This is a genomic window from Nostoc sp. CENA543, from assembly GCF_002896875.1.
Classification (GTDB): Bacteria; Cyanobacteriota; Cyanobacteriia; order Cyanobacteriales; family Nostocaceae; genus Trichormus.
On record NZ_CP023278.1, the window covers coordinates 6696892 to 6720913 of the forward strand.

At 41.1% G+C, this 24022-nt stretch carries 23 protein-coding genes; 10 read left to right on the forward strand and 13 right to left on the reverse strand.

What is annotated here, in order from left to right:
- Positions 1-57: 57 nt before the first annotated feature.
- The 5 genes from nadA (at position 58) to CLI64_RS28130 (ending at position 3051) form a co-directional block, all read left to right on the forward strand.
- Complete coding sequence (gene nadA, locus CLI64_RS28115) at positions 58-1026, forward strand: quinolinate synthase NadA (RefSeq protein WP_103140287.1); 969 nt, start codon at positions 58-60, stop codon at positions 1024-1026.
- Between the two features lie 119 nt (positions 1027-1145).
- The gene (locus tag CLI64_RS31775) at positions 1146-1568 is read left to right on the forward strand and encodes a lecithin retinol acyltransferase family protein (RefSeq protein ID WP_225977447.1); all 423 of its coding nucleotides are present in this window, start codon (positions 1146-1148) and stop codon (positions 1566-1568) included.
- A gap of 148 nt (positions 1569-1716) precedes the next feature.
- The gene (locus CLI64_RS31780; protein ID WP_264082474.1) at positions 1717-2109 is read left to right on the forward strand and encodes a GUN4 domain-containing protein; all 393 of its coding nucleotides are present in this window, start codon (positions 1717-1719) and stop codon (positions 2107-2109) included.
- Positions 2110-2263: 154 nt separating this feature from the next.
- On the forward strand, positions 2264-2551 hold the full coding sequence (locus CLI64_RS28125) for a DUF1778 domain-containing protein (protein WP_103140913.1): 288 nt from the start codon (positions 2264-2266) through the stop codon (positions 2549-2551).
- Complete coding sequence (locus tag CLI64_RS28130; RefSeq protein WP_103140288.1) at positions 2551-3051, forward strand: GNAT family N-acetyltransferase; 501 nt, start codon at positions 2551-2553, stop codon at positions 3049-3051. Before CLI64_RS28125 ends, CLI64_RS28130 begins: the two co-directional genes overlap by 1 nt.
- A 64-nt stretch (positions 3052-3115) precedes the next feature.
- Here the strand turns inward: CLI64_RS28130 and CLI64_RS28135 are convergent, their stop codons facing one another.
- The 5 genes from CLI64_RS28135 to lpdA form a co-directional block, all read right to left on the reverse strand.
- Positions 3116-4594 carry a serine/threonine-protein kinase gene (locus CLI64_RS28135; protein WP_103140289.1) on the reverse strand — a complete coding sequence of 493 codons (1479 nt, stop codon included), beginning with the start codon at positions 4592-4594 and terminating at the stop codon, positions 3116-3118.
- A 131-nt stretch (positions 4595-4725) separates the two neighbouring features.
- Positions 4726-5583 (reverse strand): hypothetical protein, encoded by an 858-nt coding sequence (locus CLI64_RS28140; RefSeq protein ID WP_192881621.1) that lies wholly within the window; start codon positions 5581-5583, stop codon positions 4726-4728.
- 288 nt (positions 5584-5871) lie between these two features.
- The gene (locus CLI64_RS28145) at positions 5872-6105 is read right to left on the reverse strand and encodes a DUF5340 domain-containing protein (RefSeq protein WP_103140291.1); all 234 of its coding nucleotides are present in this window, start codon (positions 6103-6105) and stop codon (positions 5872-5874) included.
- Between the two features lie 372 nt (positions 6106-6477).
- Positions 6478-7368: an indole-3-glycerol phosphate synthase TrpC gene (gene trpC, locus CLI64_RS28150; protein WP_103140292.1), complete on the reverse strand. Its 891-nt coding sequence runs from the start codon at positions 7366-7368 to the stop codon at positions 6478-6480.
- Positions 7369-7606: 238 nt separating this feature from the next.
- Entirely contained in the window at positions 7607-9034 is a 1428-nt protein-coding gene (gene lpdA, locus CLI64_RS28155; protein WP_103140293.1) for a dihydrolipoyl dehydrogenase, read from the reverse strand.
- Positions 9035-9351: 317 nt separating this feature from the next.
- Here lpdA and CLI64_RS28165 point away from each other — a divergent pair, with 317 nt between their 5' ends.
- The gene (locus tag CLI64_RS28165; protein WP_192881623.1) at positions 9352-11127 is read left to right on the forward strand and encodes an SWIM zinc finger domain-containing protein; all 1776 of its coding nucleotides are present in this window, start codon (positions 9352-9354) and stop codon (positions 11125-11127) included.
- 248 nt (positions 11128-11375) lie between these two features.
- Here CLI64_RS28165 and CLI64_RS28170 read toward each other — a convergent pair whose 3' ends face one another.
- The 4 genes from CLI64_RS28170 to hemF form a co-directional block, all read right to left on the reverse strand.
- On the reverse strand, positions 11376-12509 hold the full coding sequence (locus CLI64_RS28170) for a GUN4 domain-containing protein (protein ID WP_192881625.1): 1134 nt from the start codon (positions 12507-12509) through the stop codon (positions 11376-11378).
- A 396-nt stretch (positions 12510-12905) separates the two neighbouring features.
- Positions 12906-14303, reverse strand: a complete 1398-nt coding sequence (gene hemN / locus CLI64_RS28175; RefSeq protein ID WP_103140914.1) for an oxygen-independent coproporphyrinogen III oxidase — start codon at positions 14301-14303, stop codon at positions 12906-12908.
- Between the two features lie 129 nt (positions 14304-14432).
- Positions 14433-15182 carry a heme oxygenase (biliverdin-producing) gene (locus CLI64_RS28180; RefSeq protein ID WP_103140296.1) on the reverse strand — a complete coding sequence of 250 codons (750 nt, stop codon included), beginning with the start codon at positions 15180-15182 and terminating at the stop codon, positions 14433-14435.
- Positions 15183-15388: 206 nt separating this feature from the next.
- A complete protein-coding gene (gene hemF / locus CLI64_RS28185; RefSeq protein ID WP_103140297.1) occupies positions 15389-16432 on the reverse strand; it encodes an oxygen-dependent coproporphyrinogen oxidase in 1044 nt (347 codons plus the stop codon).
- A 253-nt stretch (positions 16433-16685) separates the two neighbouring features.
- Between hemF and acsF the strand changes: the two genes are divergently transcribed.
- The 4 genes from acsF (at position 16686) to CLI64_RS28205 (ending at position 19723) form a co-directional block, all read left to right on the forward strand.
- On the forward strand, positions 16686-17741 hold the full coding sequence (acsF, locus tag CLI64_RS28190) for a magnesium-protoporphyrin IX monomethyl ester (oxidative) cyclase (protein ID WP_103140298.1): 1056 nt from the start codon (positions 16686-16688) through the stop codon (positions 17739-17741).
- A 90-nt stretch (positions 17742-17831) separates the two neighbouring features.
- Entirely contained in the window at positions 17832-18173 is a 342-nt protein-coding gene (locus tag CLI64_RS28195) for a hypothetical protein (RefSeq protein ID WP_103140299.1), read from the forward strand.
- Positions 18170-18598, forward strand: coding sequence for an HNH endonuclease (locus CLI64_RS28200; protein WP_103140300.1), 429 nt, complete (start codon positions 18170-18172; stop codon positions 18596-18598). Before CLI64_RS28195 ends, CLI64_RS28200 begins: the two co-directional genes overlap by 4 nt.
- Positions 18599-18883: 285 nt before the next feature.
- Positions 18884-19723, forward strand: a complete 840-nt coding sequence (locus CLI64_RS28205) for a hypothetical protein (protein WP_192881626.1) — start codon at positions 18884-18886, stop codon at positions 19721-19723.
- Positions 19724-19865: 142 nt separating this feature from the next.
- Here CLI64_RS28205 and CLI64_RS28210 read toward each other — a convergent pair whose 3' ends face one another.
- The 4 genes from CLI64_RS28210 to CLI64_RS28225 are packed head-to-tail and all read right to left on the reverse strand — an operon-like array spanning position 19866 to position 23970.
- A complete protein-coding gene (locus CLI64_RS28210) occupies positions 19866-21197 on the reverse strand; it encodes an FAD-binding oxidoreductase (protein WP_103140302.1) in 1332 nt (443 codons plus the stop codon).
- Between the two features lie 59 nt (positions 21198-21256).
- A complete protein-coding gene (locus tag CLI64_RS28215) occupies positions 21257-22081 on the reverse strand; it encodes an ABC transporter permease (RefSeq protein WP_103140303.1) in 825 nt (274 codons plus the stop codon).
- Between the two features lie 29 nt (positions 22082-22110).
- On the reverse strand, positions 22111-22884 hold the full coding sequence (locus CLI64_RS28220; RefSeq protein ID WP_103140304.1) for an ABC transporter ATP-binding protein: 774 nt from the start codon (positions 22882-22884) through the stop codon (positions 22111-22113).
- Positions 22885-23970 carry an ABC transporter substrate-binding protein gene (locus CLI64_RS28225; RefSeq protein ID WP_103140305.1) on the reverse strand — a complete coding sequence of 362 codons (1086 nt, stop codon included), beginning with the start codon at positions 23968-23970 and terminating at the stop codon, positions 22885-22887.
- Positions 23971-24022 lie beyond the last annotated feature (52 nt).

Sequence of the window (24022 nt, forward strand, 5' to 3'; positions counted from 1 at the left end):
AAAACTACTATAATTGATGCACAGGCAAAATTTGTAACAAAAAATTAATCTTTAACTGTGTTTACTACTGCTCAACGCCAACAAACTCAACCAGGTGGGCTACCACTAGATTTATTTGCTGCTATTGAAGAACTCAAAAAAGAACTCAACGCGGTGATTCTGGCGCATTATTATCAAGAGCCGGATATTCAAGATATTGCAGACTTTATTGGTGATTCTTTACAGCTAGCGAGAGCCGCAGAAAAAACCAACGCAGATGTGATTGTCTTTGCTGGGGTTCACTTTATGGCGGAGACAGCCAAAATCCTCAATCCTGACAAGTTGGTACTATTACCAGATTTAAATGCTGGCTGTTCTTTAGCTGATACTTGTCCCCCAGCCGAATTTGCTGCTTTTAAAGCTGCCCATCCCAATCATTTGGTAGTTTCTTATATTAACTGCTCTGCCGAAATCAAGGCGATGAGCGATATTATCTGCACCAGTTCCAACGCTGTGAAGATTGTGCAGCAAATCCCTGAAGACCAGCCGATTATTTTTGCACCAGACAAGAATTTAGGGCGGTATGTCATGGAACAGACTGGAAGGGATTTGGTGTTATGGCAAGGTAGCTGTATAGTGCATGAAACCTTCTCTGAGAAGAAGATTGTACAGTTAAAGATAACTCATCCAGAAGCAGAAGCGATCGCTCACCCTGAATGTGAAAGTAGCGTTTTGCGCCACGCTAGCTATATCGGCTCTACAGCCGCTTTACTCAAATATTGCCAAACCAGCCCCAGCCAAGAATTTATCGTGGCTACAGAGCCAGGTATTATTCACCAAATGCAAAAACTAGCTCCTCACAAGCACTTTATCCCTGCGCCACCAGTCAATAACTGTGCTTGTAATGAATGTCCATTTATGCGGTTAAATACTTTAGAAAAACTCTATTGGGCAATGAAAAATCGGACTCCTGAAATCACGATGTCAGAGGAAATCCGCATTGCTGCACTAAAACCAATTCAACGGATGTTAGAGATGAGCGTTTAGGTCAAAGAGACGCGTTAGTGTAAAAATAGTAGAACTTCGCGTCTCTATGTTTTGTTAAATTTGTTGCCAAAGCGGGAATTATTACATAAGAGAGAATGTAATGAATAATCCACCTAAATATGGCAAGAGGCGACCACATTTACCGCTATGACGATTACTTTACAGTGATTCCATATACTCACCACGGTATAGATTGTGGAGATGGAACAGTTATTCACTATACAGAAGAAGGTGTTTTACGAGTTGCTCTTCACGAATTTAGTCAAGGTGAAGAAATTCATAAACGCCACTATGAGCATAGCTATTCTCCAGATATTGTTATTTGGCTGGCAGAAAGTAGATTAGGAGAGCGCGAATATCATTTAGTTTTCAATAACTGTGAACACTTTGCAAACTGGTGTAAAACTGGACGTGGGGAGTCAGAACAAGTGAAGCCAATACTTGACATAATAGATATTTTTCGTATGGAGAAGAAAGAACGCCAGAGTTATGAACAGCGTATGAAAAAACAGGAAGAACTTATAAAAAAAATTAAGTCTTGAATTAGAAAAAAATGAACAAATCAATAAAGCATCAAAAGCATCAAATATTATTATAAATCAATCTAAACCTCAAGCGCAAAGAAAGTCGAAAGAATCACTAGAAGCATCTCTCATTACAGATAAATTTGATTATCGAATACTTCAGGCTTTGCTACAAGAAGGATGTTGGCAGGAAGCAGATGAAATAACATTTCATGCGATGATAAAAATAGTTGGTAGAGATTACTATAGATATTTTCGTTCAACAGATATTACAAATTTTCCGCGTAATCATCTATTAATTATTGATAAATTATGGCGTGAATACAGTCGAAACTTATTTGGTTTTAGTGTACAAAAAGAAATATATTCCACTTTAGGAAGTAGCCTAAATTATCAATACGATGTTTGGGAAAAGTTTAGTGAAACCGTTGGATGGCGAGTCAATGAGATACCACTTTCATATGAAAATCTTCGCTTTAATCTAAAGGCACCAAAAGGACATCTTCCCAATGGTGAAAGAATAGGTTCTGAAATAGTAGGGTTTTTGGGGATTATTTAGCATGAAGCTGCTTTTTTGATGATGAGTTGCACTTAGTTTAAGTATTCACCAGCATCACTTGTGACAATTTAGATGCACAGATCAACGTTTACATACGGCAGTTTGCCGTATATAATTAAATGTGCAAGCCCATCTCAAATTATCTTGTCTTGATATGGCTGATGTAACTGATAGAAAAGCGATCGCGCGGTTAGAGGCTCGTGTCAGTCCAGAAACTAAAGCCCTTCTGCAAAAAGCCGCCGATTTGGAGGGGCGTACCTTAACTGATTTTATTGTTGCCAGTGTTCAAGCGGAAGCTCTCCGAGTGATTCAGAAACATCAAATCCTCCAACTCAGTCTTGAAGATAGTGAAGCTTTCGTTGATGCACTACTAAATCCACCACAACCTAATAATGCACTAAGAAAAGCAGCAATAAAATATCAGCAAGTAATTAAAGACTAATGGTTCTCAAGATTGAACCGCTTAATATTCGCCAGCATATCCGCTCAGATTTTTCCTGCGGAAAGGATAGTTTAGATAATTACATTCGTAAGCAAGCATCACAGGATCTTAAAAGACGAGTTGCAACTGTATTTGTTTTAGTTGATGAGCCTGATTTTAATGTTTTGGCTTACTACACACTTTCTTCATACACAATTGATATTACAGCTTTGGATGAAAGTTTTGCTAAACACCTGCCGCGTTACCCATTATTACCAGCTACACTGTTAGGCCGGCTTGCGGTTGATTATAGACAAACAGGAAGGCGATTTGGTGAACTCATGTTGATAGATGCTCTCAGAAAATCGCTAGATGTATCTACACAAGTTGCATCCTTAGCTGTAGTAGCAGAGGCTTTAGACGAGGAAGCTTTGAGTTTTTATATAAAATATGGCTTTCGGCAATTTACGCAAAACCCGATGAAACTGTATCTCCCCGTCAAATCTATTGCAGAGCTTTGATCAACTCATTGCAGTTAAATAGCGTGATGGAGAAAATGGATATTTCATGATGATATCAAGGATCTTAGCTACCACTTAAACCAGCTAAAAAAACAATGATCACAGAGACGACTGTCAAAGATATGCCAACAATAGCCCATGTTCTTTGATTGGCTTTAAATGCTTCAATACTAGCCCATCTTTTGCTTTTCCATGCCCATTCATTCCCCTTAATTCCCAAAACAATTGCCATGATGAAACCGACGTAAGGAACGAAGCACAAAAGACCAATCCAAACTTTGTTACCAATACTCCAGAATACTCCTAATAGAAAAGCTCCCCAATTCCAACCTTTGATTTCTTGGGGAACAGGAATAGATTCATCAAAAATACGACCACAACCCGAATTATTGGCTGGGTCAGATGTAGAGTTAGCAGAGTAAATTGGTGTGGAATAGTCTGGATTTTGATAATTTGGCGGGGGATTTCCTGACGGGTTGGGTGTAGAATATCCTGGATTTTGGTAATTTGCTGGAGGATTTCCTGACGGGTTGGGTGTGGAATATCCTGGATTTTGGTAATTTGGTGTGAAGTTTCCAGAATAATTATTTACCTGCCCCAAATTCAAAAATGATATAACTTCATCCGCAGTCTGAAAGCGGTAATCACCCCTTGGTGCTAACATTCGATTTAAGGCTTGGCTCATCAGGGAACTGACGGTGATTTCCCTGTCCCATTTCCAAGTTAATGTGTATTGATCTAACAATTGTTGCGGTTGTTTACCAGTCATCAAAACAATTGCGGTGACAGCCAAAGCATATAAATCACTACTGGGTGAGACCATTCCTAATCGAATTTGCTCGTCAGGTGCATAACCCACCTTCCCAATGCTTGTACCTCCAGGGGTTGGTATTGTTTGTAAATTAGTAGCGACATTAAACGTCACTTGTTTTACCGCACCCATGTCTATTAATACAGGAAGTCCTGTTTTGGTGCTGAAAATAATGTTATCGGGAGAAATATCCCGGTGAATCACGCCTTGACGATGCAGGTAACTCAACACAGGCAGCAAATCCTGAAATAGTTTGAGGACTTCTGTTTCACTGAAGCGTCCCCCTTGTCTGAGGCGTTCATTTAATAATGATTCATAGGTGCGACCTTCGATAAAGTCTTCTACTAGAAATAAGCGGGAGTTTTCTTGAAAAGCTTCCCAAAATCTGGGTATTTGTGGGTGCTGTAGCTGATAAAGGGTGACGGCTTCTCTTTGAAATAACTCGACGGCTTTGTTGAGTGCGCCAGTTCCTTGGACGGAAGGAATAAACTCTTTGAGTGCTACTTTCTCATTAAAACGACCTGTATCCTCTGCAATATAAGTTCTACCAAAGCCGCCTTGACCTAGCATTTCTCTAATGATGTAGCGATCGCGTAATCTAGTTCCTGGTTGGATACCAATTAAGGTAGGCTCTAAGGTATTACCGGAGCTATGTAACGCCTCCCCACAAGTCGAACAAAAGTTAGAACCGACAACACTTTGGTGTCCTTTACTACAAGTAAGATAACTCATGGGTCAAATCTGAGATGTTATATATTTAGTATCTATAATTTCTGCTCAGACAGCAGATTTATTTAAGTATATAGGCTTTTTACACACAAAAATATTGTGTGTTACTTAAGTTATTGCAAGGAAACGTTAAATTACAGCTTACTCTTGGCGGCTTCTTTTTGGGCTGTTTCACTATACTTTTTATACAGTTGTGTCCGTATTTTTGCCTCTTGATAGCGACTGTGATCTGGCGGGACTGCGGCCATTAGATCAGAAGCTCTTTGCCACATAGCTGCTAGCTCTAACCATTGTGTTGAGGTTGTCGCTATTTTCCCGGTTGCAGAGGCTTGATTAGCAATTCGCACAGCTGCGGCGAAAGAATCATCAGATTTGTCATCTACTGATGATGTTTGGTTACTATTAGCAGTCGCAAAATTACTGTTATTATCTAGCTTCACAAAATTTTTCAGATGTTCACCAAATTGGCTATATACAATCCAACCTAGTGATAACAATAGGCATAAACCAATTGCTGACTGCCATTTTACTTTCGGCGATTTTCTCAACTTATCTTTGTGAGACAGGGAAGAGAATTCCGGTAAATTATTTTGGCCAAGTTCAGTTTGAGCAATTTGGAAATCTTTAATCAGCTGCTGCACAATGTTTGGTTGAGCCAGGGTAATTTCCTGTGACCAAAGCAATTGATTTTCGCGTTCTAGTTCTGTCAACCACAATAATTGCTGTTCCCGCACTATTCGACTATTAATTCTGATGCGGCGAATATTACGTGGTGCAATGGATTCAAGGATTTGCTGGATTTGCTCTACTAGGCTCGATTGCTCTAGTAGTTCTGCCTTCGCAGCCTCACACAACAGTTGTAAGACACCATCGACAAAAATAGCCCGGATTCTCACACCAGACTTGGTGAGGTTGTCGTTTAATAATTGAATAATCGCGGCAACGCTTCCTTGATGAGCTTGCCAAGCGATATCGTTAATCCGATCTACCATTGGAGATTTACTGATAGCTTTTAACCCTGATTTTTCTAAGAACATATTGATTTTAGGCTTATGCTCTGGTGAACTTTACCTTTCCTTCGATTTTATGGTTAAAAAGATCAGGTTGCCACATAAAATCTTAAAAATTTAGCTTCTTACTACTGAGAGTGTTAATTGCTGAATGTAGACTGTTGATTGCTGTTGAATTCCCTACTAAATCTTTTAAATAGACTTATACAATATTATGTTCACCTTAGCATAGTGGTATGAAGCAATTACGTATATTTCTGCACAGATAATTTAGGAATTTTTTTGATGATTAATTGACCAACGATGTTCTATTGATACAGAAGAACCTTGACAAGCTTCTTCCAATTGCTTTTGTTGGACTGCTGCTTTACGGAGAGTAATAATTAGTTGATTCACCTGATTTCGCAGTTCAGGGTTACTACTGACTGCTGACATGGTTTGTCTTTCTAATAGTTGCAGTATAAGTTCGTAGTGGATGGGTGAAGGTAGGGGAATTTGCTCCATGTAGTTATCAATTTGGTAGTTTTTAATTCTGAACGTCTAACTGCTGTCAAGTCAATTTTGACACAAGAAGCACAAATTTAACTAAGATTTTAGATATTCAGTTTCAGGGAGTTTTAGGGTTTTGAGGTTTGATTTATACCAAATTGGGATAGGTAATATTGTTTCGATCTGCTGGAACGGGCTAAGAATCTAGGCTTTGAATCCAAAATCCAAAATTGTTGCATCCAAAATTGGTATGCGTTAAACCTAGTTTAACGCGATGTAAGTATTTGCTGAAGGTGAGTTTCAAGCAACGTGGACACCTCAGTACCGAATCATCAGAACTGAGTTGGAAGTTGGATGTAAACTGGCTCTAATAGATGATCATAGTATTTAATTAGACGGGGAAAATAGACGGGCGATCGCTAATTGTGGATCTGGTTGTTTTACTAGGGATTCGCCGATTAACACAGCCGCCGCACCAGCTTGTGATACTTGGGTTAAATCTTCTGGGGTATGTAATCCCGACTCACTGACGACGAGGATATCTCTTGACTGCAATTGACTACCCCTAGCCGCTAAAATTTCGCAGGTGGTTTGTAAATCTACGGAAAAATCTTCTAAGTTGCGGTTATTAATGCCTACTAAAGCAACATCATCTAACGCCAATACCCTGTCGAGTTCTTCCAGACTGTGGACTTCAATCAAAACCGCCATTTTCAGGGACTTAGCAATTTTGATGAAGTATCGCAAGTATTGATCACTCAAGATAGCAGCAATTAATAACACTGCATCTGCACCCCGCAACCGAGCTAAATACATTTGATAAGGATAAATGACAAAATCCTTACATAGTAGTGGTAAATCTACGGCTTCACGGACTTTAGCCAAGTTATCAAAACTACCTTGAAAAAATTTGCTATCCGTCAAAACCGAAAGACAACTTGCGCCACCTTGTTGATAGGATAAAGCGATCGCCACAGGGTCAAAATCTTCCCGAAATACACCTTTACTGGGAGAAGCTTTCTTGACTTCTGCAATCAATGCAGGTTTAGTTCTACCCTGTTTCAAAGCTGCGACAAAATCCAGAGTTGGTGGTGCTGTGAGTGCTTGTTTTTGCAATTCTCTCAAAGGAACTCTGTCGCGCATTTGCTCAACTTCGATTTCCTTATGCCAGACAATTTCCTCTAGGATGTTCTGGGGTTGGGCATCTGGTGAAGCAACTTGATAACGCAAGAAGGCAACATTTATGGCTGGATTTGGTTGCAGACGGCGGATTTGCATAATTTAGGGACTGGGGACTGGGGATTGGGGACTGGGCAGGGGGCAGGGGGCAGGGGGCAGGGGGTAGGGGGCAGGGGGCAGGGGGCAGGGGGCAGGGGGCAGGGGGCAGGGGGCAGGGGGAAAGAACTTAGTATGAATAAGTATCTTTCCACCCTTACACCCCTACACCCTTACACCCTTACACCCTTACACCCCTACACCCTTACACCCCTACACCCTTACACCCTTACACCCTTATTTAAACGACTGCCCGTTTATAGGCTTCATCCAACACTTCTGATAGGGTTGGGTGGGCGTGGACTAAATGGGCTAGGGTTTGGACTGTTTGCCGGTTGGCTACGGCGGCGGATGCTTCGTGGATTAAGTCGGAGGCGTGTAAGCCAAAAATATGTACGCCTAACACTTCTCCGGTGTCTTTGCGGTAGATGACTTTAGCGATACCGTCGGCTTCGTTTTCAGCTAAGGCTTTGGAATTACCTTTGAAGTAACTTCTACTGGTAGCGATTTCAAAACCTTCGGCTTGTCCTAATTCTTTGGCGGCTGTTTCGGTTAAGCCGACATAGCTGACTTCAGGATGGGTAAATGCGGCGGCGGGAATACTGCGATAATCGGCTTTTCTTTCCCGTCCCATGATGTTTTCTACAGCGACGATACCTTGGGCGGAAGCTGCGTGTGCTAGCATCATTTTGCCGTTAGCATCGCCAATTGCCCACAGATGGGGGACGACTTCCCCGGCTGATAAGACTGCCATGCGATCGTCAACCGGAATAAAATTCCGACGGTCAAGTTCTACACCCACAGATTCTAAACCGAGATTTTTGGTAGCGGGGATGCGTCCTGTAGCTACTAAGCAAGCATCAACTTCAATAACATCGACATCTTCTTTAGTTTTGAAATCTGCCAATTCAATCACTACAGGCGAACCAGGAATTACTTTTTTGGCGTAGATTCCCACCTTGGTTTCAATGTCGCGGGGTGTAATTAATACCCGTTCTGCGAGTTTCGCAATATCGCGGTCAAACCCTGGCATAAGTTGGTCGAGGGCTTCAATCAAAGTGATTTCACTGCCCAAAGCTGAGTAAATATCCGAAAATTCTAAACCGATGTAACCACTACCAATAATGGCAATCCATTGTGGTAGGGTTTCCAGTTTCACAGCTTGATCACTAGTAAAGACGGTTTTGCCATCTACTTCAATTCCTGGCGGTACGAAAGGTACAGAACCAGGAGAAAGAATAATATCCTTAGCGGTGATGGTTTTTTCACCACCATCGCCAGTCACCGTCACTTTTTGAGTACCGGCGATTTTGCCCCAACCTCTAATGATATCGACTCCCAGACGTTTGAGACTATTCGTTAAATCCCCTTGGATTTTAGAAACTAAATTATTGGCGTGATCTGCGATCGCTTGCCGATCAAATTCCACGCCGCCAATTTGAATTCCCAAGGACTTCAGGTGATGGGCATCGCGCAATTCCCGCACACGTCCAGATGCGGCTAACAACGCCTTAGATGGAATACAGCCCCGGTTGACACAAGTGCCACCCATATCAGCTGCTTCAATAATCGCTGTTTTCAAGCCGCAACCTACGGCGTGTAGGGCTGCGCCGTGTCCCCCTACACCAGCTCCTATAATTACTAAATCGTAATCAAATTCATGACTCACGTTAGTTTCCCCGTGTGCTTCGCATTATCTATTCTCGACTTCACTTGCTCGTAGTGCAACCCCCTTTTTGGGGAATTGGGGATTGGGGACTGGGGATTGGGGATTGGGAAGATGGGGAGTGTGGGGAGTGTGGGGAGAGAGGGGGGAAAGATTTCTTCCCACACCTCCCACACCTCCCACACCTTTTTTCGCTCACCCTGCACCCTGCCCCCTGCCCCCCTGCCTCTTTTATGGCCGTGAAAGTATTTGCACACTGAACGCTGAACCAGTAATCTTGATTTAAAATCACCTATAGGATTTTTCCAGGCGATCGCTTAATGTCTTTTCCGAATATTAGTGAATTTACAGTCCGTCGCTATGCTAACTCTAAGTCTTTTCAACGTGGCGAGGCTTACTTTGAATCGGGTGCTGTTACTAAAGTTACTCAACGCGGACAGCAGTTTCAGGCAGAAGTGGAAGGTCACGAAACCAAGCCTTATCGAGTTTGCTTGAATTTTGATGACAAGACTGTAACCTTGGCTGACTGTACCTGTGCCTACAACTTTGAGGGTTGGTGTAAACATTTGGTGGCGACGGCACTGGTATTGATTCGTCAACCAGATATCATTGAGCAACGCCCTACTCTCGAAAAACTCCTCGACCGTTTAGATCATGTGCAGACTCAAAGGTTAATTCAAGAGTTAGTCGCAGAAGCACCCCAACTGATTGAGATTATCGATCAGCATGTTAGTTGGATGACTAACCCTACACCCAAGCCGTTATCTACCAGCACTGAAAGACACATTACCGTCAATTTGCCAGCGTTACGGGGGCAAATTAAGCAGATTTTGCGGGAAGCGGTGAATTATTTTGAGGAGGGGTATGAGGAAGACCCCCTGACGGAAGAATTATTTAGTTTAGTGCAGGGGGCTTTAGAGTTTAACGAACGGGGCGAAAATGATAATGCGATCGCTGTTTTGGAAGTGATTACTGCTACCTGTGCGGAAAATTGGGACGAGGTATTAGAATACGGTGCAGACAATGATGAAATCGCCTGGGAATTGAATATTGCTTGGTGTGAGGTGCTTCTTTCTGCTGAACTTACCCCAGAGGAAAAAGTTGATATTCAAGTTAATTTGGAAGTTTGGCAAGACGAATGGAATACTGATTTTGCTATGGCTTTAGAAGCCTTACGCCAAGGCTGGGATGAACCACAAATCATCCAGGTACTTCAGGGCAATATCAGTACAAGGGGAGTTTGGGGTCAAGAAATTCCCTATTATGCTGACGATTTAGCGATGATTCGCTTGAAAATTTTAGAACGGCAAGAACGTTATCAAGAATACCTGTATTTGGCGCAAGCAGAGGGACAAACCCAAGCCTATCTCACCATGTTAGGACGTTTAGGCAGAATAGAAGAAGCGGTGCAAGCTGCCCAAACGGAAATGAGTTCAATGGAAGAAGCCTTCGCTTTAGCTAAAACCCTAGCTGAACAAGGTTCATTACCGCAAGCATTAGAAATTGCCCAAACTGGTTTTAGGCTATGGGGTAATTGTCAGTATGCTTTAGGGATTTGGACGTGTGATTTAGCTTTAGAGTTGCATAATCAGGAAGCGGCTTTATTAGCACTCAAAGCTGCTTTTGAAGTTAAACCCCACTTTGTTGACTATCAAAAAATTGCAGAATTAGCCGGAGAAAATTGGGAAGTTATTAAACCCGACTTATTAAAAGTTGTCCACAATTGTGATAATTGGGCAATCCAACCAGACAAAGTGGATATACTTTTACACGAAGGTTTAATTGATGATGCCATTAACACTGTGAGCGAAATCAGTCATTATCATGCAGCCTTAGTTCACCGCGTCATGAAAGCCGCCATTCCTCACAATCCCGACTGGGTGATAGCCAATTCTCGCCGTCGTGCTGAAAGAATTATGGATGAGGGGAAAGCAGAATATTATAGTGAAGCGATCGCATGGTTAAAACAAACCCGCGCCGCTTATATAGCATCTGGTAGACAAGCAGATTGGTCGAGTTATCGTGAACAATTAATGGAAATTCACGGACGTAAGCGGAAATTAATGGGGATGTTGAAAGAACATAGTATGCAGTGAGTAATTAGTTGCATAAACTTATGTGTTTTTATTATTCTGTAAACCAAGAATTGTAGATAAAGCTAATGCTAATTGCTCTATATAATTTTCGTCTAGATAACCGATGAATTTAATAATTACGTGACTTCGACGAATTTAAGAAACCCCTCTCCAAACCTCTCCCCTACAAGGAGAGAGGCTTCAAAACCTTCATTTTTCGTTGATTTTCAAGATATCTAATCTTTAGAATTATCGGAAAGCCTTAGATGTTACAGTCTACAAGTATCGATGCGAGAAAAGAGGCCACAACCCCATCCACGCACTGATCCCCGTCCTAACGCCAACCCCACAAAATATGGCAGGTGTCCTTTAGGGGAAGAGATATCAAAAGTTAAATCCCTAGCGGATATCCAGTAACCCTTAACTCTACATCCTACGCGATCGCCAAATTTTTCCCAAGCTTCTTTGTAATAATTACCGTCTGGCTTTCCACCAACGCTCAAATAAATTTCTTTTTGAACACTGAAGCCAAAATGTCCATTGCTATATTTTGCCCACAGGCGGTCAATTGTGTGGAGGTCTGTACAGGGAAATTTCGATAATTCTTCTGCCCTAATCTCGTCACCTTTTTCACGCCCCACTACTTGAAGCATTACTATATAGGTTTCATAGTCTGCTTCTTGCCAATTTTCTGCTGCTAGTAGGTCGCGCAATCGACTGTAATCTATACCTTTATCTGAGGCTAATTCATTTTGATGTAGTTTTTCAACTTCTTGGTGTTCTTGTTTTAGGCTTTCTACTTCCTGCTGTCGTCGTCTTTCAGCTTCTTGTTCACGTTGTAGTCTGTCAGTTTCTTGTTGTTTTCTTTGCCTTTGTAACGTCTCTACTTCCTTTTGTTTTTGTATTCTATCTATTTCTGGTTCTCGTTGACCTTCTGCTCGTTCCTGCTTGAGTTTTTCGACAGCAGCACGAATACCTTTAGCTACATCCGCGAAAGCTTCATCTTGAGTGTGCCAATTTCTTGACACCACAGGTTCAGCATTCTTAGGTAAAGCTTGCAGTTTAGCAAATGGTGCGCCAGCCCAATCAACAGGCCGCAAAATTACTGGGATGACGCAAGCTTCACCTTTATCATGCCGTTCTATCGCTTTCTTAACTTCCACATCCCAACAATAATTAGAAGCCAAAAAGTAGGCACTGACAAGCAACAGAATAATGTCGGCTGTGTTTAAATTGTCGTTAATCTGATCATGCCACTGTTCTCCGGCTCGGATCTCACGGTCATGCCAGCTTGATATTACACCCTGCCTTTCCAATATACTCAGGTGGTAAGCTAATTCATCCCGTAGAGTCTCATCTTTGTGAGAGTAAGAAAAGAAAAGCTTGAAAGATTCCTCTGCCATTTTCGCGCTCAGGAGTAGGGGAATTCCAATGAAAAAAATATACTATCACGTTGATGGCAAGGGGGCAGGGGGCAGGGAGCAGGGGGAAAGACAGTTGTTTTGGAGAAAATAAATTGGATAGTTTATTTTCTGGAAGTCCCTGGGATCAATTAGGCTTAGGATAAATTATAGTGTTTTTACTTGATTTTCCTGAGCAGCTAACGGTCAGTATTTAATACACTATTTTAACGTGCGCCTCCGTTGGAGACTCACGCTATTTTAGTCTATACACACCAATAAGGTGCGTTATGTTTTGTCTTAACGCACCCTAAAGCTAAATGAAGTCCATTGCGAATTGCGAATTGCGAATTGCGAATTGCGAATTGCGAATTGCTTTAATGCTCAATGTCAACTTTTTCAAATGGCTTTAGAAAAACCATTGCTTGTTCGTTCGCGCAGATAAACATCAAATACAGATGCAATGTTACGGATGAGTAATCTTCCAGTTGGTGTGACTTCGATATGATTGGGAGAAACTTTAATTAAACCATCGGCTTCTAATAGTCGCAGTTGTAATTGTTCTTTTTGCAAATATTCGGCAAAATCACTATCAAAATGCAGATGATATTTTTCTTCAATGCTATCTGGTGAAAGGTGAAATTGACACATCAATTCCATAATGATGGTACGGCGGATGATATCATCTTGATTTAGTTTTACCCCTTTCTCAATGGGTAATTGGTCACTATTAATGGCTAGATAGTAATCTTTTAATCTTTTGTGATTCTGCACATACACATCATGCAGCATCGTAATTGAACTCATACCAAAGCCTAATAAATCAGACTCCGGTTTAGTGGTATAACCTTGGAAGTTGCGATGTAGTTGACCTTTTTGTTGGGCGATCGCTAATTCATCATTCGGTTTAGCAAAATGATCCATCCCAATAAAAACATAGCCATTGCTGCTTAATTCTTCAATTGACATCCGCAAAATGTCTAGTTTTTCCGCCGCTAATGGTAATGCGTCTTGAGGAATTAAACGTTGAAGCGGTTTTAACCAAGGAACATAAGCAAAATTAAATACAGCAATGCGGTCTGGGTTGAGTTGAATTGTTTTGTGGACTGTATTTTTAAATGTTTCTAAAGTTTGATGAGGTAAACCATAAATCAAATCAACGTTAACGCTAGTAAATCCAGCATCACGCACCCAATCCATTACCTGAAACAGCATTTCTTCTGGCTGTACCCGGTTAACAGCTTGCTGTACCTGAAAATTAAAGTCTTGAATGCCAAAACTAATGCGATTAAAACCTAAATCTTTCAACGCAAAAAGATAATCTCTATCTAAAAATCGGGGATTAACCTCAATAGAAATTTCTGCATCATCCTCAAAGTCAAAACAATGATTCAAGGCGTACCAGAGAGTTTCAAATTGATGTAAAGATAAATAGTTAGGAGTACCGCCACCCCAATGCAATTGTTGTACAGTTCGTTCATGGTGAATCAAAGATGCTACTTGCTGAATATCACGAATTAAGTAATTTAAATAAGGTTCAGCAAGTTTTTTATTGGGAGTAATGACAGTATTACAGCCACAGAAATAACAAGCACTCTCACAAAAGGGAATATGACAATACAAAGACAGGGGAGTTTTCTTATAATTGCCGACAGCGATCGCAGTTTTAAAGTCAGCTTGTGTAAAATCCTCTGTTAACTCCGTTGCTGGCGGATAACTAGTATAGCGGGGTAAAGGCTGATCATATTTTCGCAGTAAGTCAGCATCAAATTTAACGGTTTGTGACAAAACGTTCATAAAAATTGCTAATTTGTAATTCATTATTAAAAGTTCGTAGTAAGGACTTTAGTCCTTAGAATTTTTCAGGACTAAAGTCCTTACTACAAACTTGTCAAAACTATTTTTCTAACTCAGCACTCAACACTTTTAAATGCTGTAATTAAGTTCTTTATTTTGTTCAGGAGTATGTTCTGTACTACCTGGTTTGTTTTGGCGCGTCATCAAATCGAAAATGTGATCACCAACTACAGCTTTGACATCGGCTTCTAATTCATGAACGACATCACGATTTAGGTTAAAAGCATAGTTAGCTTCGTCTACGATTTTTTGAATCATGGCTTCATCTATAGCCAAAGAATTCAAAGCTTGACGGTACTTTTCTTTAAATGCTCGTTTAGCTTCTGGGGTAGGAATTTCTGCAAATTCGTGCATTGCAGTACCTTGATCTGCGGGTAAATTCATTGCAGAACGGGCAATATTTCGTAATGCTTGACCACCGGATAAATCTCCCATGTAACGGGTGTAAGCATGAGCAATTAATAACTCAGGTTGCGTATTAGCAACTTCCCGTAGGCGATTAACATAAACTTTTCCAGCCAGGGAAGGTGTAATTTCCTCTCGCCAATTCTCACCGTAATAATATGCTAAATCTTTTTCTAAATTCGCTTGACGATTCAACTCAGGAAAGTATATCAATCCCACAACTGGATGATTTTGATATAGTTCTAATGATGCTTCTAAAACAGAGTAAACAAAGTAAAGATCAGCTAATAATTTCCTAAAAAAGCTCTTTTCGACAATCCCTTTCAGGAAACATTTCATAAACGCAGTATTTTCTGCCAAAGTGTGGGAATGCTTTGTTCCTTCCCGTAACCGTACATCTAGATGACTACTCATGATGAATACCTCATTGTGATAAGTGATGAGTGCTGTTAGCGGAAGCGCGGCATTTAGCCGGTGCTGAGTATTGAGTATTGTTAGCGGTAGCGCGGCGTTTAGCCGGTGTTGAGTATGTTTTCTTATTTAATTGTTTGAGTTGTGGTCATTCTTTTAAATCTGCACTCTTCATCTTTTACCTTTTGCCTTTTACCTTTTGCCTTTTCCTAAACCCAATCTTTGGGTTGAAGAAAAACTTGTGTCAGTTCAGCTTCCGGACTTCCTGGTTCTGCTTGATAACAATATTCCCAACGTGCTAGAGGTGGTAAGGACATGAGAATCGATTCTGTTCGTCCTTTGGTTTGTAGCCCGAATACTGTTCCTCGGTCGTAGACTAAATTAAACTCGACGTAACGACCACGGCGATATAGTTGGAAATTACGCTGGCGATCGCCATATTCTGTTTCTTGTCGTCGTTCTACAATAGGCAAGTAAGCGGGTAAGAAAGCTTGACCACAGGACTGCACAAACGCAAAGATATCTTCCCAATTGCGTCTGATATTTCCCACTTTTTGGCTATAAATTGCGGCGGGACTATCTGTTTGTGTACCGACGTACAGCTTACCGCTAGCATCTTGATAATCAAAGAAAATACCGCCAATACCTCGCTGTTCTTGACGATGGCGTAAATAAAAGTATTCATCACACCAGCGTTTAAAAGTTGGATAATATTCTGGATTATGAGCATCACAGGCATTTTTCAGTGTTCTGTGAAAGTGAACAGCATCCTCAGCGAAAGCATAGTATGGTGTTAAATCAGCACCGCCACCAAACCACCAGATAGGGCCAGCTTCAAAGTAGCGATAGTTGAGATGTACTGTGGGTACATAGGGATTGCGGGGATGCAATACCATTGATGTACCTGTGGCAAAAAACTCATGTCCGGCTGCTTCTGGACGTTGCGCCACAATCGAAGCTGGGAGACTATTTCCCCAAACTGCGGAAAAGTTCACTCCTCCTTGTTCAAATACTCGCCCTTCCCGAATGACGCGGGTACGTCCTTCACCGCCTTCTTCTCTTTCCCAATAATCTTGATGAAAACTGGCTTCTCCGTCAATTTGCTCTAACCCTTGGCAAATCTCATCCTGTAAGTTCTGCATGAATTGTTGCACTCTTTCGCGTGAATCTTGGGGAATGCCGTTATTCAGTGATGCTAGCCATGTGGTGTGATTTGCAGATTCTTGCAGAGAATTATCGGAATGACGAGCCATGTTAAAACCTCTAAACTTTGAGTAAGGGTAATTACTACTGCTTAATAACTCTATAGTTATTAATTTGTTTTTGATCAGAGTAGTTTCAAAACTTAATAAATTCTCTAAACCCTATATATCAAAGCTTTTTATTCTCTGGTTTGGGTGGATTGCTTCTGACTTTGCTGAAGGAATGTAAAGAGGGCTAGCAAAAGAACTCTAATTATCATAACTTGATAGCTATGAAATTATTTACTTGATTACCGCATTACTTATGGTTAACACCCTACCCAAACCAGGAATTAAAACTCCCAGCCAAGAAACTATACTCACGCCTCGGTTTTATACTACAGATTTTGAAACCGCCGCCAATTTGGATTTATCTGCTCAAGAAACGGAATTACAGGCGATGCTGGCGGAAATGCGCGCAGACTACAACCGCCATCATTTTGTGCGGGATGAGGCGTTTGATAAGTCTTGGGAACACATTCAGGGTGAAGCCAAACAATCGTTTATTGACTATTTGGAACGCTCATGTATTTCTGAGTTTTCCGGCTTCTTGCTGTTTAAGGAATTATCCCGCAAACTCAAAAACCGCAGTCCCTTACTGGCAGAGATGTTTCAACTGATGGCGCGGGATGAAGCCCGTCATGCGGGATTTCTCAACAAAGCAATGGGCGATTTTAAACTATCCTTAGATTTAGCCACGGTAACAAAAACCCGCACCTATACATTTTTTCCGATTGAGTGGGTGCTATACACCGTTTATCTATCAGAAAAAATCGGCTATTGGCGATACATCATTATTTACAGACATCTAGAAAAGCACCCAGAAAACCAGTTTTACCCCATCTTCCGTTACTTTGAGAGTTGGTGTCAGGATGAAAACCGCCACGGGGATATATTCAAAGCCCTGTTACGTTCGCAACCGCAACTATGGAAAACCTGGAAAGCTAGGCTTTGGAGTCGCTTTTTCTTACTGTCGGTGTTTGCTACCCACACCATGACTGTTCATGAACGGACTGGTTTTTACAAGTCCTTGGGACTAAATGCGACGGAATTTGACCGTCAAGTGGTGGAAAATACCAATGAAACGGCCGGACGTGCCTTTCCTGTGATGTTGAATACCGAACATCCCCAGTTTTTCCCCCGCTTACAACGCTGTGCAGGTTATAACTTAAAGATTGCAGAGATTGAGGGCAGTTCTCAACCCAAATTTGTGAAGCTAGTTCGCAAACTCCCTTTAATTGCAGCCATTGTCTGGAATCTGCTGTTAGTTTTCCTGATTAAACCCGTAGATACAGAGGCTTTGCGGGGAACTGTGCGTTAATTTTGAGCAGGCGATCGCTTGTCAAACCCACCCAGCTAAAGTTAGCAACTGATAAACTATAATCAGTCGCCATCAATGCTAATAGTTTATATGTCTGGTTCGATACAGTATCTGACCAATCAAAACGGGGAAAGAGTTGGTGTGCTGCTAGATTTAGCAACATACCAACAACTGACCAATTCATCCTTAGAAGATGATGAAATTTTAACAGGCTTGAATTTAGAAGAATTACAGGCCTTGGCGGATAGTATGTTGTCAACAAAAGCCCAAAGCGAGTTAGATAATTTATTAGAGCGAAATACAGAAAATTTACTGTCTGATCAAGAGAAAGTAACTTTAGACTGTTTATTAGCCCAGATTGACCAATTAAATATTTTAAAAACCAGAGCCAGATACACTTTAAAAATAAAAGGAATATCGCAAGTCGCGTGAGTGTTTATATTCCTGTTGAATTACAACGCAAAATCCGTGCTAGATTTACTGAATGCTGTGCTTACTGTCGGACTGCTGAATATTTGACAGTTAGCACTTTTGAATTTGAACACATTATTCCTCTATCAGTCGGTGGAGAAACAATTTTTGAAAATCTTTGTTTATCTTGCCCTACTTGTAATCGTTATAAAGCTTACCGTCAAACTGCTATAGATGCAGACACTCAGCAAGAGATATGTTTATTTCACCCACAACAACAATTATGGTCTGAACACTTTGCTTGGAATGAAGATGCTACTGAAATTATTCCGCTTACTTCTGTGGGTAGAGTAACTATTTCTGCTTTAAAAATGAACCGTCCGCAGTTAATTCGCGTGAGAAGAATGTGGGTTAAGTTGGGAGAACATCCCCCTAATATCCCTTAAATCTGGCTAGCTTGAGCTTGTATAGATGCTCAAAAAGTATCATAGCGGATAGCCCCACTAACCTGTAATCTTTATTCATACTTCTATACAAATATTTTGGAACAAACAATTAATATACTAGTGTCTATCTTGATATCTGCTTAATCAGACAGAGGGAATAAACACTTTAATCAGTTTCAATGGGAAAGCAAACTTTTTGCTGACTATGTAAAATGACGCAAATATCTGCGTAATATTTTGCATAGCTACTGATTATTTAAAATCATGTATTTAGGTAATAAATTTATGCTACGAACTAAACAAGGTCAAATTTTTACTGCTTTAATGCTAACAAGTATTTTATCTGTTAGTGGTGGGTTTATTTTCAGCCAAAATGCTCATGCTTTATCTGTAGGCTTATTAGCAGATAATAACCAGGAAATTGTCAAACAAAATTTAAAACCAGCCGCTTTACCTCGTGCTGTAGCTAATGCAGTTTTGCGAGATATTAGCAATAGAGAAGGAATAGCTATTAACAAACTCAAAATTACTGATTATAGTCGTCAAAATTGGCGTAATGGTTGTTTAGAACTGCCCAAACCAGATGAATTTTGTACTCAAGCTTTTGTATCTGGCTGGCGGGTTGTGGTGAGCCGTGGTAGACAAAAATGGGTTTATCACACTGATGATAACGGTGCTGGATTAAGATTCAAAGAAAATAATAACAATAGCACTCTGCGTCCTGTTCCTATTCCTACTAACGAATTACCACCACCTTTAGATAGAAACATAGTATTTAGAGAAATTTCTAGTGGAGGTTTTGCTGGTAGAACTTACGAGACAGTTTTACTAAATGATGGGAGATTAATTCGGGTGCGAATTGGTGATGCTAATGACTCAGAAAGAAGTGTGAGGAGCGTTACTGTAGCACAGGTACGTCAGTTTCAAAGAGTCTTGAACCGCGAACAAAATGTCTTTCGCAATATCAGTTATCCTGCGCCTGGTGGTGCGGCTGATTTTATTACTTACAAACTCACCAGCCGTAAAGGGACGGTACAATACAACGATATTTCTCGCAATAATTTACCGAATAATGTCCAAACGGTAGTGCAAGCTTGGAGTCAGCTTGTTAGCACAGGGAAGTAAGGTAAAAGGAGAACCACTGCTTTGGGCGGCTTTGCCGACTTGTAGCAAGTGGTGAACCCGAAGGGCAAAAGGTAAAAGGTAAAAGAGTGTTTAATTTCGTCTTTTGGTGGGTTTTGTCCAATTTACCCTTGCTTTTTTACCTTTACTTATGAGCTAATAATTTACTTTTTCCTGGGTTCATTAAACCATAAGGATCAACTAGTTCTTTAAACTTTAATTGTTCGGGGTCAATTACTTTTCTACCGCCATCTTCAATAATATAAGTGTGGGGGTTAGCAATAAAAACTCCTTGGTCTTCGTGGTAGCGGATAATTTCATTGAGACGGGCTGCTGTGGTATAGCGTACTAGTTGTAAGGCGGCGGGAACTACTGCACCATTCATACGAATAAATTCTAAGTGCATCATTACTTCATCACCAAAATGATGATATAGATGCTCTACTAATTGCAGCCCTTTTTCTGGAGGAATTATACTTTGCAAATATGTAATGTTGGGATCAACATTGCGGGCGTGTAGGGTGGTGTGATTCCAGGTAAATTCAGCTAAATTTAAACCTTTTCCTACTTCTTGAGCAGGTTTTTGGTAAGTAATTTGTCCACCATATTGCTGTACTAAACCTGGTAATAATTCTAAGCTGGGTTCTGCTACAAGTAGAAAGGCTGGATGAGTACCTTCGGGGATATATGATTGCAGGGGGTGGAAGTATTGGGGAATGGGTGATGCAAAGATAGTAATTAACTTCTTAATCATGCCATCAGCTTGGGCTAGACTTTGCCCAAACTTAGCGGCTGTCAAGAAATCTGCAAAGGTGACAATTACCTCCGCCCAAGGATAAGCAGCCCCCAAGGGGATTTCGACTTCTGTAATAATACCGTTAATACCCCAAGCATGGTTTACCTTTTGGACATCGTCGCCACGCAACTCAATCACACGGGGTGTATCTTCTACAGTGACAACTTTTAATGCTAATAGATTACCGCGATCGCCTAACAATCCATACTGAATTGAGCCTATACCCCCACTACCCCCAGCCACAAAGCCGGCAATTGTAGCTGTACGGTAGGTAGAGGGAGACATCCGCATTTCCCAACCAATTTCTCGTGCTTTCTTATCTAAAGCCGCTAATTTCACCCCAGCCTCTACCCGTGCTACCCCTGGTTTCACCCACAGGATATTTTGCATTTTGGTCATGTCTAAAATCACACCACCATGCAGAGGTACACATTGCCCATAATTCCCCGTTCCTGCACCTCTAACAGTGATGGGGATACGGTATTTAGCACAGGCGGCTGCTACTTTAATTACTTCCTCCTCATTGGCGGGACGAACCACAATATCCCCGACTTTCCCCGCCAGTTGGGGAACTAAGACAGGGCTAAAGGTGTGATAGTCTTGGGATAATTTAGCGACTTGCTGGGAGTCAGTAATAGTTTCAATGCTTTCGAGGGTATTTAAAAAACTATCAATTACCATTATTTTTATATCCTTTTTCTAACACAGATGTACGCAAAAACTCCGCGTGCCTTTGCGTTTCAATCACGGTTAATACTACTGTCATGCCACCTACTTAATATAAAATCAGATAAGGCACTCAAGAGAGCAAAAATTAAAATCCCTAACCCTGTGGTAAGTATTAAAGCAGCAAACATCCGGGGTATTTGCAGATTGTAGCTAGAAATTAAAATCCGGTAGGCAATACCAGATTTCGCACCGCCAGTCCCAGCCACAAATTCCGCCACAACAGCCCCAATTAATGCTAAACCACCGCTAATTTTTAACCCACCGAGAAAATAAGGCATAGCACTGGGTAGGCGCAGAAAAATCAAGGTTTGCCATCGTGAGGCGTTGTAGAGTTGAAAAAGATTGAGTAAATTAGGGTCTACACTCTTTAAGCCCAGAGTCGTGTTAGAAACTATGGGGAAAAAGGCCACTATCCAAGCACAGACAACAAGGGCGGCAAAGGTATTATTTTTAAACCATAGAATAATTAAAGGAGCGATCGCCACAATCGGAGTTGTCTGTAAAATGACAGCATAGGGAAATAAACTGCGTTCAATCCATTTACTTTGGGTAAATAAAATCGCCGTTAATAACCCAGAAATTGCCGCCGCTATAAAAGCAGTGACCGTAATTTGCAGAGTAATTAATAATGAGGGAAATAGTTCACCCCAATCAGTGATTAAAGTTTGGAAAACTAAAAAAGGACTAGGTAAAATATAAGGTGGTAATTCTGTCACCCGCACCAATAAATCCCACAAAATTAGAGCGACAATACCGACTAATATGGGGGCAAAAATCTCCGCCAAGTTAAATTTAGAATATTTTTGTCTTGAGCCAGCAGCACGAAAAAATAACATAATTGGAATAATTAGTCTGTGTTGGCGGTTCAAAATCCTAACATATCACTAAATCTCATTGCTGCTGCTAAATGCTCTGACACTGTCCGACAATATTCGTTATACACCGATGAAGTGCGAAAATCTTCACCGCGTGGAAAGGGGACATCAATATCTATATCTGCTACTATCCTTCCTGGACTTGTCCCCATCACTAACACCCGATTTGATAAATACACAGCTTCATAAATATTGTGGGTGACAAATATCACCGTCCAGTGATGTTGTAACCACAAATCAACTAAATCACTGTTGAGTTTACTTCTGGTGATTTCATCTAAAGCCCCGAAAGGTTCATCCATTAATAAAATATTCGGCTGAGTTACCAACGCCCTGGCAATGGAGACACGCATTTTCATTCCCCCTGATAACTCACGGGGGTAATTATGGGCAAATTTCTCTAACCCCACTACCTTTAAAGCTTGGGCTACCAACCCTTGGGAATGCTGGCTGGACATTCCCCCCAATTTTAATGGTAGTTGGACATTATCCTTTACTGTTGCCCAAGGCATGAGGGCTGCATCTTGAAACACAAATGCTAGTTTGCGTTGTGCTGCGTCTATTCCCCAGTCAATAGTTCCAGAACTGACGCTTCCTAACCCAGCTATCAACCGCAACACCGTACTCTTACCACAGCCAGAAGCCCCTACCAAACTGACAAACTGCGACTCTGGAATCACTAGATTCAGGTCTTGGAGGGCAACTGTACCATTGCGATAGACCTTACTTACCTGATGAAGTTGAATGACAGGATAGTGTTTCATTTAAGACTTGTAGTAGTCCACTCCCTTATTCACAAATTGTAAAGTAAACGCTTCTTGGTAGTTAATACTGTTATCAAAAACCCCTGTTTTGACTAAATTGTCATAGAAAGATTGCCAGCGTTCTTGAGTCATAGCACCAATACCCAATTGTTGAGCATCTCCGCCGGTGACGATGCCATTTTCTTTTAACTTCTCCAGGGTAAAGCTAATTTGCTCATCAGACATATTGGGATTATCTTTTTTAATCAGGTTATTCCCTGGGACTGGATCTTGTAGATAGCTATACCAACCTTTAATAGAAGCATCAACAAACCTCTGCACTAAATCGGCATTAACTTCTACAAGTTTTTTAGTGGTTTCAATAGTGAAGCTATAGGCGTTGTAACCATAATCTGCCAAGAGGAGAACTGTAGGATCAAATCCCCCTTTTTTCTTAATCTCGAAAGGTTCAGCTGTCAGCAAACCTTGTTGAATAATATTTTTATCTTGTAAAAAGGGTTGCACATCAAAATTGTAGGGGCGTTTTTGGTCGTCGGTAAAACCATACTTGGCTTTTAAAAATGGCCAGTATGTAGCTTCCCCACCAGAACCGACTAGAATTGGTTTCCCTTTGAGTTTTTCTAGGGAGTCGTTACCCGTACCAGGATGAGCAATTAATACTTGGGGGTCTCTTTGGAAAATCGAAGCGATGGTAATCATAGGAACACCATCTTTCAATGCTCCAATGGCATCACCACTATGTCCCATAATCAAATCAACAGACCCACCCATCAATAATAATGTGTAATTACCTCTAGGCCCACCTGGTTTAATGGTGACATCCAAACCATGATCCCGATAAATACCGGTGGCGACAGCTTGGTAAAAACCACCATACTCAGCCTCTGCTACCCAGTGCAGACTAAAGGTCACTTTGTCTAGTTGTCCGGTATTTCTCGGACGGAATGTGGTATTTACGGAGGGACTTTTGCCACCATTTGTACAGGCTGCCAGGATACCACTACCGGTGGCTATGGAACTATATTTAAGAAATTTGCGGCGATTTATCTTAGATACACCATGTAATAATTTATCAGCTTTACTCATCTTATGCCTCTCATGTTGGCAAAATTAAAGTATTTAAAGATACTCAATACTA

Bases quoted from the DNA above. Each gene is read 5' to 3' on its own strand.
- CLI64_RS31775 (WP_225977447.1), top strand. From the start codon at position 1,146: ATGGCAAGAGGCGACCACATTTACCGCTATGACGATTACTTTACAGTG.
- CLI64_RS28125 (WP_103140913.1), top strand. From the start codon at position 2,264: ATGGCTGATGTAACTGATAGAAAAGCGATCGCGCGGTTAGAGGCTCGT.
- CLI64_RS28130 (WP_103140288.1), top strand. From the start codon at position 2,551: ATGGTTCTCAAGATTGAACCGCTTAATATTCGCCAGCATATCCGCTCA.
- CLI64_RS28135 (WP_103140289.1), bottom strand. From the start codon at position 4,594: ATGAGTTATCTTACTTGTAGTAAAGGACACCAAAGTGTTGTCGGTTCT.
- CLI64_RS28140 (WP_192881621.1), bottom strand. From the start codon at position 5,583: ATGGTAGATCGGATTAACGATATCGCTTGGCAAGCTCATCAAGGAAGC.
- CLI64_RS28145 (WP_103140291.1), bottom strand. From the start codon at position 6,105: ATGGAGCAAATTCCCCTACCTTCACCCATCCACTACGAACTTATACTG.
- trpC (WP_103140292.1), bottom strand. From the start codon at position 7,368: ATGCAAATCCGCCGTCTGCAACCAAATCCAGCCATAAATGTTGCCTTC.
- CLI64_RS28165 (WP_192881623.1), top strand. From the start codon at position 9,352: ATGTCTTTTCCGAATATTAGTGAATTTACAGTCCGTCGCTATGCTAAC.
- CLI64_RS28170 (WP_192881625.1), bottom strand. From the start codon at position 12,509: ATGGCAGAGGAATCTTTCAAGCTTTTCTTTTCTTACTCTCACAAAGAT.
- hemN (WP_103140914.1), bottom strand. From the start codon at position 14,303: ATGAACGTTTTGTCACAAACCGTTAAATTTGATGCTGACTTACTGCGA.
- CLI64_RS28180 (WP_103140296.1), bottom strand. From the start codon at position 15,182: ATGAGTAGTCATCTAGATGTACGGTTACGGGAAGGAACAAAGCATTCC.
- hemF (WP_103140297.1), bottom strand. From the start codon at position 16,432: ATGGCTCGTCATTCCGATAATTCTCTGCAAGAATCTGCAAATCACACC.
- acsF (WP_103140298.1), top strand. From the start codon at position 16,686: ATGGTTAACACCCTACCCAAACCAGGAATTAAAACTCCCAGCCAAGAA.
- CLI64_RS28195 (WP_103140299.1), top strand. From the start codon at position 17,832: ATGTCTGGTTCGATACAGTATCTGACCAATCAAAACGGGGAAAGAGTT.
- CLI64_RS28205 (WP_192881626.1), top strand. From the start codon at position 18,884: ATGCTACGAACTAAACAAGGTCAAATTTTTACTGCTTTAATGCTAACA.
- CLI64_RS28210 (WP_103140302.1), bottom strand. From the start codon at position 21,197: ATGGTAATTGATAGTTTTTTAAATACCCTCGAAAGCATTGAAACTATT.
- CLI64_RS28215 (WP_103140303.1), bottom strand. From the start codon at position 22,081: ATGTTATTTTTTCGTGCTGCTGGCTCAAGACAAAAATATTCTAAATTT.
- CLI64_RS28220 (WP_103140304.1), bottom strand. From the start codon at position 22,884: ATGAAACACTATCCTGTCATTCAACTTCATCAGGTAAGTAAGGTCTAT.
- CLI64_RS28225 (WP_103140305.1), bottom strand. From the start codon at position 23,970: ATGAGTAAAGCTGATAAATTATTACATGGTGTATCTAAGATAAATCGC.